Raw genomic sequence first — 11,961 nt, 5'->3', positions numbered from 1 at the left:
GCAGTCGCGGGAGCCGGCCTCGTCGTCGAGGCCGTCGCCGAGAACCTGGCGGCCGAGCAGGACCTGTTCGCCGAGCTCGACCGCCTGCTGCGCTGCCTCGTCGACCGGGCGATCGCCCTCGCCCGCGACCTGGACCTTCCTCTCGCCGGGGTCGAGGAGACCGAACAGCTCCTCGGCCTGCCGGACCGCAAGACCTGAGACGACGCCCCGAGCGCTGCCCGAGCTGCCGGAAGAATCCCAGACCGGGAGAAGGGAGTTGCACGGACGCCGTGACACCCGGACCGCCCCCATGCGGCAGGCTGTCCGGGACACGACGGACGAAGGGAACTCATGCCATGACAGCGGTTGACGAGCACACCAGGCCGGGGCGCGCCGGCGCGGGCGGCATCCAGGTCATCGCACGCGCGGCGGAGGCACTGCGCCTTCTCCAGGCGGCCCCGTCCGGCCTCACCCAGGCCGAGGTGGTCGAGCGGATCGGCCTCCCCAAGTCCACGGTCCATCGCATTCTCGGCGCCCTGGAGGCGGAGGGGCTGGTGACCGTTGCCGGCACCCGCGGACGGTACCGGCTGGGTCCCGAGATTCCCCGCATGGCCGCTTCCGTGCGATCAGCGATGATCATCGACCTACGTCCCTATCTCGAGGATCTGTCCCGCCTTCTCGAGGAAACGGTCGACCTGTCGGTCCTTGAGGACCAGCAGGTGGTCTTCGTCGACCAAGTCGTCGCCGACCGTCGGCTGCGCGCGGTCAGCGCGGTCGGCACCGGCTTCCCCCTGCACTGCTGCGCCCCCGGCAAGGCACTGCTCGCCACCCTCCCCGCGGCCGCGCTCGAGCACGCCGTACCGAACCGGCTCACCGCCGAGACCCCACACACCCTCACCTCCCACCCCGCGCTGCGCCGCGAGCTCGATGACATCCCACGCACCGGCGTCGCTTTCGACCGCGAGGAGCACACCCTCGGTATCTGCGCGGCCGGCGTCGCCATCCGCACCGCGGCCTGGGGCACCGCCGCCATCAGTGTGCCCACCCCGACGCAACGCTTCGCCGGACGCGAACAGGCGATCACCGACGCCCTGTCGCAGGCCAGGGACCGCATCGAAACGGACTTCGGTGTCATGGAGCCGACACCGTGACGACGCGGCGCTCGGCTCCGGGCACGTGCTTCCCGCGTCCTCCTCCCGCACCGGTCCCGAGACCCGAGGAACCCCCGTCATGAAGGCGAAACCGTCTCCAAGACGCCGTGCCCCACAACGCCCCGCGACCGTCCGGCTGTTCATCCTCATGACCGCCCTCATCGCGATGTTCGAGGGCTACGACCTGTCCGTGTACGGGGTTGCCAGCCCTCCTGCGCGAGCCCGGCTGGAACCTGTCCAAGGAAGAAGCAGGCGACATCGGATCGCTCGTCGCTGCCGGCATGCTGATCGGCGCAGGCATTGCCGGGGCCACAGGACGACGCCTGGGCACACGCCGACTGCTCCTGAGCGGCCTGTCGTTCTTCTCCCTGTGCATGCTCGGCTCCGCCCTGGCCGACGGGCCCGGCGTGTTCGCCGCGTCCCGCCTCTTCGCCGGGATCGGTCTGGGCGTGGTATTGCCCACGCTCACCGCCGTGGTGGGCGAGATGTCCGCACCGCACGTACGGGCCCGCAACATCGCGCTTACGATGGCCGGCTCCTGCGTCGGCTCCCTCGGAGCACCACTCCTCGGCTCGTGGCTGCTGCCGGACGACTCCTTCCGGGTGCTGTACCTCGTCGGTGCGGCCGCTTTGCTCACCGTGGTGCCGTGGGCCTTCCTCCGTCTGCCCGAGAGCCCGCTGCACCTGGTGCGTACCGGCCGCGCCGGCGAAGCCGCACGCACCACTGCCCGGTTCGGGCTGCCTGCCCCGCGACCGCCCGCCGCATCGGAGCCCAGGTACCGGTTCCTCGGGCTCGGCCCGCTGCTCCACCGCCGGCTGGTCGTCACGACGCTGCTGTTCTGGGTGATGACCTTCTGCGGGCTGCTGCTGATCTTCGGCTTCAGCACGTGGCTGCCGACGCTCATGCAGAGCGGCGGCTTCTCCATCGGCTCGGCCCTGACCATGACCTGCCTGTCGTGGATCGGCGCGAGCGTCGGCATGGTGCCCGGAGAGATGCTCGCCGACCGGCTCGGCCCCAAGCGCGTGGTGACCGGCGCCTTCCTGAGGAGCCGGGGTCCAGCGAGCTGGGCCCTGTACCTTTGCCTGCTCCTGTGCGGCTTCGGGCTGCTGGCCTGCCAGGCGTTCGTCAATGCCTACCTGATCGGCTGCATGCCGGAGGAACTGCGCGTCCCGGCCGTCGGGTGGTCGTTGTCCGTCGGCCGGCTCGGCGCGATCGCCGGCCCCTCGCTCGGCGGGCGCATCCTCGACTCCGGACTGGGCCTGGCATGGAACTTCTACTTCTTCGCCGCCACCGCCGCAGTCGGCGCCACTGCAGCGATCGCCGTCCCCACCAGCCGGCTCGGTCAGCTCACCCAACACCGGACGACCGCTGCTGTCGGCACGGCCGACAGCGCCACAGCCGGCTGAACCCTCTCCCCTCGAAGCCGCGCCTCTCACTCCGGAGAACCCCCGCCATGAAGAAGATCGCGATCGAAGAGCACTTCACCACCGCCGCCCTCGCCCACTACAGCCTGCCCGCCGCAGCTCTGTTCGACCCGCCCCAGTGGGATGCCGCCATGCGGCGGCTGCTGGACTTCACCGACGTCAGGCTGCCCCAGATGGACGAGCTCGGCATCGACATGGAGGTGCTGTCCCTGACCGCCCCCGGTATCCAGGCCGAGACCGACACCGCCGTGGCGGTCAAACGGGCCGCCGAGGCCAACGACTTCCTCGCCGAGATCACCCGCAGACACCCGACCCGCTTCTCCGGCTTCGCCGCACTGGCCCTGCAGAACCCGGAAGGCGCCGCGGCCGAGCTGGAACGAGCCGTCACCCAACTCGGCCTGCGAGGTGCCCTGATCAACGGTCACACGCACGGCGAGTACCTGGACGCGGACAGGTTCCGGCCGGTGTGGGAGCGCGCCGAGGCCCTCGGCGTGCCGATCTACCTGCGCCCTGCCAGCTCCTACGACGTGTGGCACAGTCTGCGCGGCCACGAGGAACTGATCGGGCCGATGTGGAGCTGGGGCTTGGAGACCGCCACCCACGCCCTGCGCATCGTCTTCGGCGGCGTCTTCGACCGTTTCCCCGGCGCCACCCTCATCCTCGGCCACATGGGCGAAGGGCTCCCCGGCCACCTGTGGCGCCTCGACAGCCGATGGGGCTTCCTCAACCAACGCGGCATCCACCTGGCCAAGCCACGCCCCTCGGACTACATCCGCAACCACATCATGATCACCACCAGCGGCGTCTGTGCACACGCCCCCTGCTCGGCAGCCTGCTCGCCCTCGGCGCCGACCGCATCATGTTCTCCACCGACTACCCCCTGGAGAGCAACCAGGAGGCCGTCCGCTTCATCGAGACCGCCCCGATCAGCGAGACCGACCGCGCCAAGATCTGCCACCTCAACGCCCAGCGCTTGCTGGGCCTCTGATCAGCGCTCTCGCGCGGTACGGAAACCGGCACCACGGCGGCGGCCTCAAGGTGAGCCCGGCGCGGGCGGCCGCCCCCACGACGTCTCCAGCGTCGCCCGCAGGGCGTCGACCGCCTCACGGCCGATGCGCTCGGCGAGCTGCTCCTCCAGCCGTTCGAGGACGACGCCGGCCTGCCGGTGCGCGCGTTCTCCCTCCTGGGTGCGCCGGATCAGCCGCTGCCGGGCCGACGCGGGGTGCGGGACCTGCTCGAGCAGTCCGGCGGCGACCAGACCGTGCACGGCCTGGTGCGCGGTCTGCCGGGTGACACTCATGCGCCGGGCCAGCTCGGACACCGTGGTGCCCTGGTCGTCCAGCACGGCGAAGAGCTGGGCCTGCGTCGCAGATACCGGTGCGGCTCCGGCTGCTTCCATGGCGGCCGACAGCCCTTCCTCGAACCAGCGCCGGGCCTCGCCGAGCAGCTGAGGGAGGTTGCGGCGGGTGGACTGCATCTGTTCCTCACTACGGGGCCGGGCTCGGACCGAGCGCTTGAATTCCCCCACCCTCTCATGTCAGGGTGCCTGACATAAATCGCCCGTGATCGACCCGAGGAGACGGCATGACCATCGAGTACGCCACCCGCTACCGGCAGGCATCGCGCATTCCCCCGGAGCCCGGCAAGCCGTACTTCATAGAAAAGGGCGAAGGGGACCGCGCCCACCTGTTCGGCGATCTGATCACCATCTACGCGGGCGGCGAGCAGACCGAGAACACCTTCAACTTCTTCACCGTCGAAGGCCCCAAGGGCGACATCATCCCCGCCCACCTGCACACCGACACGCACGAGGTCTTCTACATCACCCAGGGCGCCGTCCGACTGTTCGTCGAGGACACGGAAGGCATTCAGCAGGAGAAGCTGCTCACACCCGGCGACTTCGGCTTCGTACCCAAGAACTGTCGGCACGCCTACCGCATGGAGCGCCATCACAGCCAGGTCGTCGGCGTCGCCTCCGGACCGGGAGGCACCTTCGAGCGGTTCTTCGAAAACCTGGGCGCGCCCGCAGAGGCGCTCGGTCTGCCGCACCAACCCGTCATACCGGCCCCCCAGAAGTTCGCCAGCGTCCCCGAGCAGTACGACGTGCGCTTCCTGCCGGACCACCAGTGGCGGACCCGATGACGGCAACCGGGCCCTCACTGCGGGAACTGATCGCCGCACCTCACCCCGACCACGCTCCACTGCCGCCCGCCGCCCCGAGCGAGCCCGGCGTGAACGAACTGCGCGGCGTGCCGTACGCCGAAGTCGAGAGCAGCCGACCCCTGGAACTCGATCTCTGGCTGCCCGGAGCACCCCGGACAGCCCCTCTTCCGCTGGTGCTGTTCGTACACGGCGGCGCATGGCGACGAGGCCGGCGCGACGACATGGGGATGCGCACCCGCCAATGGTCTCCCCGGCCCTTCGCGCGCATCGCGGCAGCGGGCCTCGCCGTCGCCTGCGTCGACTACCGGCTCAGCGGCGAGGGCACCTTCCCCGCCCCCCTCGACGATCTGCGCGCCGCCCTGCGTTGGCTCACTCTGCGCTCCGCCGAACTCGGCATCGACACCGGCAGAACGGTCGTGTGGGGCGAGTCCGCTGGCGGGCATCTCGCCTCTCTCCTCGCCCTGACCCACGCCGACCCGCCGCTGGCCGGCGCCGTGGTCTGGTACGGACCGAGCGACCTCACCACCGCACGGGGCTGCTTCACTCCCGAGGACGCCGCCACCCCCGAGGCACTCATGCTCGGCACGGCCCCGGCCGCCGCCCCGGAGCGTGCCCGTGTGGCCAGCCCGCTCGCCCGCATCCACGCCGACGCGCCACCGTTCCTGCTCGTCCACGGAGACGAGGACACCATGGTGGACTGCTCACACAGTCAAGCCCTCGCCTCGGCGCTGGAGAAAGCCGGGTCGTCGGTCGAGCTGTGGACGGTTCAGGGCGCCGACCATGGCTGGCACGGGCTGCCCGACAACCAGGTGGAGGAGCTCTTCACCCGCTCCCTGGCGTTCGCCCATCGCCTCGTGGCCTGACGGACGCCTGCCGTTCCGGGTGCCCCGCACTCGGGCCTGTGGCTTCAGCAGACGGTGACCTCCACCGTGCCGAACCGGCGCCTGCCCGGGCCGACCGAGGCGATTCCCTACCTCGCGTGCTGGTGTGGGCAGGTCTCCGGGATGGAGATCGTCTGATGCACACGCTTCTGTCCGGCTCGGTCCGAACGAGGGTGCATCCGGGAAAGGCCAGCTGTCCGCAGGCGGGGCCGAAACGACAGCTCGGCGATGGACTCAGGAGTCGTGCAGCTCGTCGACGAGCGCGAAACCGTCCGCGATCCAGGCCAGCTCGGTGCGGGCGCGGGCGATGAGGCCGTCGTAGGCGTACACCTTGTAGCGCACCGCGAGCTCGGCCTCGCGCCCGGTCAGCTTGGACAGGCGGGCCGCCAGGGTGGGGTGGGTGCGGTCCACGAGCGCGGCCCGGGTTCCTTCGAGCAAGCTCAACTGCTCCTCCCAGTACGCCTGCTGCTGCCGGAGCTGCTCACGCACCGACGCCGGCTCGGCGAAGTCGAAGTAGGCCGCTTTCAGATACGCCGGGTCGCGCTGCCGCTGAGGGGCCAGCGGGGACCCCATCCACTCCCGGAAGTCGGCGAGGCCGGCATCGGTGACGTGGTACTCCTTCTTCGTCCCCTTCTTGCCCCAGGGCACCTCGACCGAGGTGAGCAGCCCGTCGCGCTCCATCCGGTTGAGCTCGGGATAGATCTGCGAGTCCGGGGCGTGCCAGACATGGGCCACCGAGCGACTGAAGCTCTTCGAGATGTCGTAGCCGGTCATCGGACGACCGGTGAGCAGCGCGATCAGCGCGTAACGCAGTGACAAGGCACTTGCCCCCTCCGAGATTTCTCAGGCTACCGGCTATTGCCATCTCACTATATCGATAGTTAGTTTGTGGCCCGCGCAACACATACCTCTCTCCATAGGGAGTTCTCATGTCCCGCACCGCCCACCTCCCCACGGACACCGCGCCACCGGCCACCGCCACCGCGAAGATCTTCAACCACCCCCGCAACGCCTGGTACGTCGCCGCCTGGGACCACGAGGTCACCGGCAAGCAGCCGCTGGCCCGTACGGTCGCCGGCGTACCGCTGGCGTTGTGGCGCAACACCGAGGGCCGCGCGGTCGCTCTCGCGGACGCCTGCTGGCACCGGCTCGCGCCGCTGTCGAAGGGCAAGATCCTGGGCGACGAGCTGCAGTGTCCGTACCACGGTCTGCGCTACAACGCGACCGGTCGCTGCACCGGGATGCCCGCGCAGGAGACGATCAATCCCAGCGCGGTGGTCCCCTCCTACCCCGTCGTCGAGCGTTACCGGTACGTCTGGGTCTGGGTCGGCGATCCGGACCTGGCCGATCCGGCCACGGTGCCCGACATGCACCAGATGGACGACCCGGCCTGGGCCGGCGACGGCGAGACGATCCACGCCGACTGCAACTACCAGCTCATCCTCGACAACCTCATGGACCTCACCCACGAGGAGTTCGTGCACTCCTCGAGCATCGGCCAGGAGGAGCTGTCCGAGGCCGAGTTCGACGTGACTCATGAGGGCAACACGGTGACCGTCACCCGGTGGATGCGCGACATCGACGCCCCTCCGTTCTGGCTGAAGAACATGCGGGACAAGTTCCCGGGCTTCTCCGGCAAGGTCGACCGCTGGCAGATCATCGCGTTCGAGGCGCCGGGCACGATCCGTATCGACGTCGGTGTGGCGAAGGCGGGTACCGGTGCGCCCGAGGGGGATCGCAGCCAGGGCGTCAATGGGTACGTGATGAACACGATCACCCCCGAGACCGACCGCAGCTCCCACTACTTCTGGGCGTTCATGCGCAACTACCGCCTGGACAGCCAGACCATCACCACCCAGCTGCGCCAGGCGGTGCACGGGGTCTTCGGTGAGGACGAGGAGATGCTGCGCGCCCAGCAGCGCGCCATCGACACCAACCCCGAGCACGAGTTCTACAGCCTCAACATCGACGCCGGCGGGATGTGGGTACGCCAGATCCTCGAGCGCATGCTCGCGGCCGAGGGACGCCCCTCCTCCGCGCCGGCCGCCGGTCAGGGGGCCTGAGATGGCGGTGCAGACACAGACTCGTTGGCAGCGGGCCCGGGTGGTCGAGGTCTCCGACGTCGCCGACGGCATCCGCCGCATCGTCCTGGCCCCCGAGCAGCCCGAGCACGCCGCGCCCGGCACGCACATCGACGTCGAGATCGAGACCGGGGACGAAGTCCGCCGGGTGCGTTCCTACTCCGTGGTGCGTTCCGAGGACGGCGGCCGCCGCCTCATGCTCAGCGTGCGGCTCTCCCCCACCTCGTCCGGTGGCTCGGCGGCGATGCACCGGCTGCGGGTCGGGGACGAGATGACGGTCACCGGGCCGCTGCAGAACTTCCCGCTCGCGGTCGGTGCCACCCGTTACGTACTCGTCGCCGGCGGCATCGGCGTCACCGCGCTGGTCGCCATGGCCACCGCACTGCGCCGGCGCGGTGCCGACTACCAGCTGGTGCTCATCGGCCGCAGCCGCACCACTATGGCCTACGTCGACGATCTGGTCGCCGAGCACGGCGACCGCGTGCGCGTCCACGTCGACGACGAGGGCACCTCGCTGGTGGTCGACGACCTCATCGCCGGTATCGCCCGGACACCCGCCGCCGCGGGCACCGAGCTCTACATGTGCGGCCCGATCGGGCTCATGAACGCCATCTCGCGGAGCTGGGCCGGGCACGACCTGCCGGCGACCAACCTGCGCTTCGAGACGTTCGGTTCCAGCGGCCGGTACCCGGCCGAAGAGTTCCTGGTACGCCTCCCCGACCTCGGCCGGGAAATCACCGTCGCACCCGACACCTCGATCCTCGACGCCCTCGAGGCAGCCGGGGTCGACACGCTCTCGGACTGCCGCAAGGGCGAGTGCGGGCTGTGTCTGGCGAAGGTGGTCGGCTCCACCGGCACCATCGATCACCGCGACGTCTTCCTGAGCGAGTCCCAGAAGGAGCGCTCGAGCAGGCTGTGCCTGTGCGTCTCGCGAGCGGTGGCACCCGGCAGCGGCTCGGGAGATCCCGCTGTCCTCTCCCTCCGCCTCACCTGAGCCGGTGCGCCACCGGATCCGCAGGGTCCCTCACCACCTGGACACCCATGAACATCACCGCACGCATCTCGCAGGCACCGATGAGCGGCTACCAATGGCTGATCGTCGCGCTGTGCACCTTCATGAACTGCCTGGACGGCTTCGACGTCATGGCGGTGGCCTTCACCGGGCCGTCCGTCACCGAGGAGTTCGCGCTCAGCGGCTCGGAGTTCGGCCTGCTCGTCTCGGTCGGCCTGATCGGGATGGCGATCGACTCGATGCTGCTCGCCCCCTTCGCCGACCTCATCGGCCGGCGCCCGCTGATCCTGATCAGCCTCGCCCTCGGCACGATCGGCATGTTCGGCGCCGCGGCAGCACCGTCGGTGACCGTGATGGGCGTCTCCCGCTTCATCACCGGCATCGGTGTCGGCTCCATCCTGGCCAGCACCAACGTGATCGCCAGCGAGTTCTCCAACGCCAGGAACCGCGGTCTTGCCATCGGCATCTACACCGCCGGGTACGGGATCGGCGCCACCGCGGCGAGCCTGGTCGCCAAGGCCACCGTGGGCGGCGACTGGCGGATCGTCTTCTACGCCGGCGGTGTCGGGACCCTGCTCGCCCTGATCGTCATCGCCCTCATCCTGCCCGAGTCGGTCGCCTTCCTCGAGCAGCGCCGTCCGAACCGCGCGCTGGAGCGGATCAACCGGACACTGGCCCGCATGCGGATGGAGTCCGTCACGGAAGCCGACCTCGACCGGGCGGCCGCCACCCGGCTGGACACCGAACGGGCCGGGTCGGGATGGCTCAAGCAGCTGCTGACCCCGACGATCCTGCTCTGGCTCGTCTTCGTCACGATCATGTTCGGCTTCTACTTCGTCAACAGCTGGACCCCCACGCTCCTGGTGGAGGAGGGCCTCTCCGAGAGCGCGGCGGTGACCGCCGGCATGGCGATCTCGATCGGGGGCACGGTCGGCTCGGTCCTTTACGGCGTCGCCGCCCGGGTGCGTACGCCGCGGGTGGTGCTGATCGGGTTCTCCCTGCTCTCGGCCGCCATGATGATCGTCTTCATCGTGAGCACCTCGGCCCTGTGGCTCGGATTCGGCATCGGCGTCGTCGTCGGTGCTCTGATCAACGGCTGCATCGCGGGCGCGTACACCGTCGGTCCGCCGCTCTACCCGGCCAACCTCCGCAGCGTCGGCATGGGCTGGGCACTCGGAATGGGACGCATCGGCGCCATCCTGTCCCCGACCATCGCCGGCATGCTCAAGGACGCAGGCGCCTCCGCCACACAGCTCTACGTCGGCGCCGCCATCGTGGTCGCCGCCTGCGCACTCGTCCTCGTCGGCCTGCGCCGCCACGACCCCGAGTCCACCCCCACGGCGAAAGAGACACTCGCCGCCTGACCCACTGTCCGGCGCAGGAAGCCGCCCACGAGGCTGTGAACGAGTGGATACGCGGCACCGGCGTCTTCGACACGGTGAAGAACTCCGTTGCCACCGTCCACGATCCGGCGGATCAGCACCGGATGCCAGCAGGAGGCCAGGACACTACTCCAGATCGCGAGCGCTTCTGGAGGAACTCCTCGGTAAGGACGCGGTCGTATCGCTCCACCTTCCCGTTGTGTCGAGGGTGCACGGTGATCCGCTGATGGCGTGACCCGAGCAGGGCCCAGCGAATGCCTCAGCGCGGTAGCAGACCACCGTTGTCGGTCGCGACTCGCTCGATGCGGGTTACGCCCTGGTCAGCGATCCGAACTCGCGCCCGGCGTCGCCAAGTCCGGCGAGGTTGAGATGGCGGTCGCCTTTCTCGACGGCCGAAGATCGCGACTTGGTCGGACAGCGCTCCGGCCTTCTCCGGGCCACTACTGCGGTCCCCCTGGGGGGCAGCCGGCGGCCGCAGCTGGTCACCGTGCCCGTACTCAAGGAGGCGGACGCCATGTGGATCACATGCGTCGGTGGGTCCCTGGAAGCCGCCGGCGAACCGGTAGGGCTGGGGAAAAGTCTCGGACGTGGCGGCGCGGGTGACGCTGCGGGGAGCTGAGGGTTGACCTCGGTGCCGGCGTCGCCTCCGATGGAGACGGAATTGACTGCATCGGGCGGTTTTTGCAAGCTCAGCCAGAAAGGAATTGCAGCACTAAAGAGGTGACGCGTGCACCGGCCCGGACGCCCCACGCCTGGGTCCGTGCAGTCCGCATCCCCGGCTTCCGTGCCTGGCGTCGGGGCTGTGTCAACGCCTCGGCGGCGCGCCCTTCCGTGGCCGAGACCGACGACCCTGGTCTGCCCCTCGGGACCAAGAGCTCGTACTGCCGCAGCGGCACTGTTCCGTACTGCCCGGGCATCGCCCGGCACTCGGGGCCCGCTTTCGCCGTAAGGTACAGGCTGGTCGCGCCGCGGCCAGGTGATTCCGGAGCCGAGCCGCCCATCATCGGCCGGTTCAAGCCGGTGAGGGTGCAGCCGCTCCGTGCTCGCCGGGAAAACTGGCGCAAAGCGCGTGCGCTGTTGTGTCACTCGGTGAACGCGTGCGGCACCCGGCAGACACGCTCGCGTCAGCATCCGGTCCCGCCTTCAGCCCTGTCTCCTGATGCCCGTGGGACAGGGAACGACGGCCGTCACTGTCTTGCCCGCCCCGTGGATCTAGACTCACACATCCGCGGACAGGTCCTGCACCAGGTGCCAGCCGAAGCCGCCCGGCCTGGTCGGGTCCATCGGTAGGGGCCGCGGCGGGAGACGACTGGCATCGTGCACCGCCACCGCTACCCGCCTCCGCACCGGCGTTCAGTTCGAACCCGGTCACGCCGTCGGCATGCACCACCGCGTTAGAGGTCCTAACAAAGCCGTTGGACGTGGCGGTAGGTGATCAGGCAGACGGCGAGGCCAAGGAATGCTTCGTAGATGTCGTCGCGTCGTTCCCAGCGGATGCGCAGGCGGCGGAAGCCGTGGAGCCAGGCAATCGTGCGCCCGACGACGTAGCGGAAGATGCCCAGGCCAGTGCCGTGCGGCTCGCCCCGTTTCGCGATCACGGGGCGGATCCCTCGCTGCCAGAGCAGACGACGGTACTTGTCGTGGTCGTAGCCGCGGTCAGCCAGTAGTGCATCGGGGAGTCGGCGGGGTCTGCCGACCTGGGCCGCGACGGCGGGAATCTTGTCGAGCAGCGGTTCGAGTTGGGTGACGTCGTTGCGGTTTCCGCCGGTCAGCGATACCGCGAGCGGGATGCCCTGTCCGTCGACGATGAGGTGGTGTTTGCTGCCCGGCCGTGCGCGGTCGACCGGGCTGGGCCCGCTTTTGGGCCCCTGCGTGCGGCCCGCACGTG

General features: G+C 69.7%; 11 protein-coding genes and 3 pseudogenes. 10 read left to right on the top strand and 4 right to left on the bottom strand.

The window, feature by feature from the left end:
* The 5 genes and pseudogenes from RIF68_RS12375 to RIF68_RS12355 all read left to right on the top strand — a co-directional run.
* Positions 1-198, top strand: a pseudogene (locus RIF68_RS12375) (hypothetical protein); the annotation flags it as partial.
* Between the two features lie 137 nt (positions 199-335).
* A complete protein-coding gene (locus tag RIF68_RS12370; RefSeq protein WP_309051251.1) occupies positions 336-1,130 on the top strand; it encodes an IclR family transcriptional regulator in 795 nt (264 codons plus the stop codon).
* Between the two features lie 200 nt (positions 1,131-1,330).
* Positions 1,331-2,536, top strand: a complete 1,206-nt coding sequence (locus RIF68_RS12365; protein ID WP_309051250.1) for an MFS transporter — start codon at positions 1,331-1,333, stop codon at positions 2,534-2,536.
* 47 nt (positions 2,537-2,583) lie between these two features.
* Positions 2,584-3,210: pseudogene (locus RIF68_RS12360) on the top strand (amidohydrolase family protein); the annotation flags it as partial.
* Between the two features lie 203 nt (positions 3,211-3,413).
* Positions 3,414-3,542: an amidohydrolase family protein gene (locus RIF68_RS12355; RefSeq protein ID WP_309051249.1), complete on the top strand. Its 129-nt coding sequence runs from the start codon at positions 3,414-3,416 to the stop codon at positions 3,540-3,542.
* A 45-nt stretch (positions 3,543-3,587) separates the two neighbouring features.
* Here the strand turns inward: RIF68_RS12355 and RIF68_RS12350 are convergent, their stop codons facing one another.
* On the bottom strand, positions 3,588-4,031 hold the full coding sequence (locus tag RIF68_RS12350; protein ID WP_309051248.1) for a MarR family winged helix-turn-helix transcriptional regulator: 444 nt from the start codon (positions 4,029-4,031) through the stop codon (positions 3,588-3,590).
* Between the two features lie 107 nt (positions 4,032-4,138).
* On the opposite strand from RIF68_RS12350, the gene RIF68_RS12345 reads away from it, so the two are divergent.
* Both RIF68_RS12345 and RIF68_RS12340 read left to right on the top strand, forming a co-directional pair.
* Complete coding sequence (locus RIF68_RS12345; RefSeq protein WP_309051247.1) at positions 4,139-4,696, top strand: quercetin 2,3-dioxygenase; 558 nt, start codon at positions 4,139-4,141, stop codon at positions 4,694-4,696.
* Positions 4,693-5,580, top strand: a complete 888-nt coding sequence (locus RIF68_RS12340; RefSeq protein WP_309051246.1) for an alpha/beta hydrolase — start codon at positions 4,693-4,695, stop codon at positions 5,578-5,580. The genes RIF68_RS12345 and RIF68_RS12340 overlap by 4 nt, the downstream gene beginning before the upstream one ends.
* A gap of 252 nt (positions 5,581-5,832) precedes the next feature.
* On the opposite strand, the gene RIF68_RS12335 is transcribed toward RIF68_RS12340, so the two are convergent.
* On the bottom strand, positions 5,833-6,417 hold the full coding sequence (locus tag RIF68_RS12335; protein WP_309051245.1) for a PadR family transcriptional regulator: 585 nt from the start codon (positions 6,415-6,417) through the stop codon (positions 5,833-5,835).
* A 110-nt stretch (positions 6,418-6,527) separates the two neighbouring features.
* On the opposite strand from RIF68_RS12335, the gene RIF68_RS12330 reads away from it, so the two are divergent.
* Genes RIF68_RS12330 through RIF68_RS12320 form a run of 3 tightly spaced genes read left to right on the top strand, consistent with a single transcriptional unit; the run spans position 6,528 to position 10,055 of the window.
* On the top strand, positions 6,528-7,661 hold the full coding sequence (locus tag RIF68_RS12330; protein ID WP_309051244.1) for an aromatic ring-hydroxylating dioxygenase subunit alpha: 1,134 nt from the start codon (positions 6,528-6,530) through the stop codon (positions 7,659-7,661).
* 1 nt (position 7,662) lies between these two features.
* Positions 7,663-8,673, top strand: coding sequence for a PDR/VanB family oxidoreductase (locus RIF68_RS12325; protein WP_309051243.1), 1,011 nt, complete (start codon positions 7,663-7,665; stop codon positions 8,671-8,673).
* Positions 8,674-8,720: 47 nt separating this feature from the next.
* Positions 8,721-10,055, top strand: a complete 1,335-nt coding sequence (locus tag RIF68_RS12320; protein ID WP_309051242.1) for an MFS transporter — start codon at positions 8,721-8,723, stop codon at positions 10,053-10,055.
* Between the two features lie 160 nt (positions 10,056-10,215).
* Here RIF68_RS12320 and RIF68_RS36480 read toward each other — a convergent pair.
* Both RIF68_RS36480 and RIF68_RS12315 read right to left on the bottom strand, forming a co-directional pair.
* Positions 10,216-10,416 (bottom strand): annotated as a pseudogene (locus tag RIF68_RS36480) (IS481 family transposase); the annotation flags it as partial.
* Positions 10,417-11,476: 1,060 nt separating this feature from the next.
* On the bottom strand, positions 11,477-11,961 hold a 485-nt coding region (locus RIF68_RS12315), incomplete at its 5' end, for an IS5 family transposase (protein ID WP_309051241.1).

Origin of the sequence: Streptomyces sp. (assembly GCF_031178505.1) — a bacterium.
GTDB classification, from domain to species: domain Bacteria; phylum Actinomycetota; class Actinomycetes; order Streptomycetales; family Streptomycetaceae; genus Streptomyces; species Streptomyces gulbargensis.
Note: the sequence above shows the minus strand (reverse complement) of the source record. Positions and strands in the feature narration are given on the sequence as shown.

Bases quoted from the DNA above. Each gene is read 5' to 3' on its own strand.
- RIF68_RS12340 (WP_309051246.1), top strand. From the start codon at position 4,693: ATGACGGCAACCGGGCCCTCACTGCGGGAACTGATCGCCGCACCTCAC.
- RIF68_RS12355 (WP_309051249.1), top strand. From the start codon at position 3,414: ATGTTCTCCACCGACTACCCCCTGGAGAGCAACCAGGAGGCCGTCCGC.
- RIF68_RS12320 (WP_309051242.1), top strand. From the start codon at position 8,721: ATGAACATCACCGCACGCATCTCGCAGGCACCGATGAGCGGCTACCAA.
- RIF68_RS12330 (WP_309051244.1), top strand. From the start codon at position 6,528: ATGTCCCGCACCGCCCACCTCCCCACGGACACCGCGCCACCGGCCACC.
- RIF68_RS12345 (WP_309051247.1), top strand. From the start codon at position 4,139: ATGACCATCGAGTACGCCACCCGCTACCGGCAGGCATCGCGCATTCCC.
- RIF68_RS12325 (WP_309051243.1), top strand. From the start codon at position 7,663: ATGGCGGTGCAGACACAGACTCGTTGGCAGCGGGCCCGGGTGGTCGAG.
- RIF68_RS12370 (WP_309051251.1), top strand. From the start codon at position 336: ATGACAGCGGTTGACGAGCACACCAGGCCGGGGCGCGCCGGCGCGGGC.
- RIF68_RS12350 (WP_309051248.1), bottom strand. From the start codon at position 4,031: ATGCAGTCCACCCGCCGCAACCTCCCTCAGCTGCTCGGCGAGGCCCGG.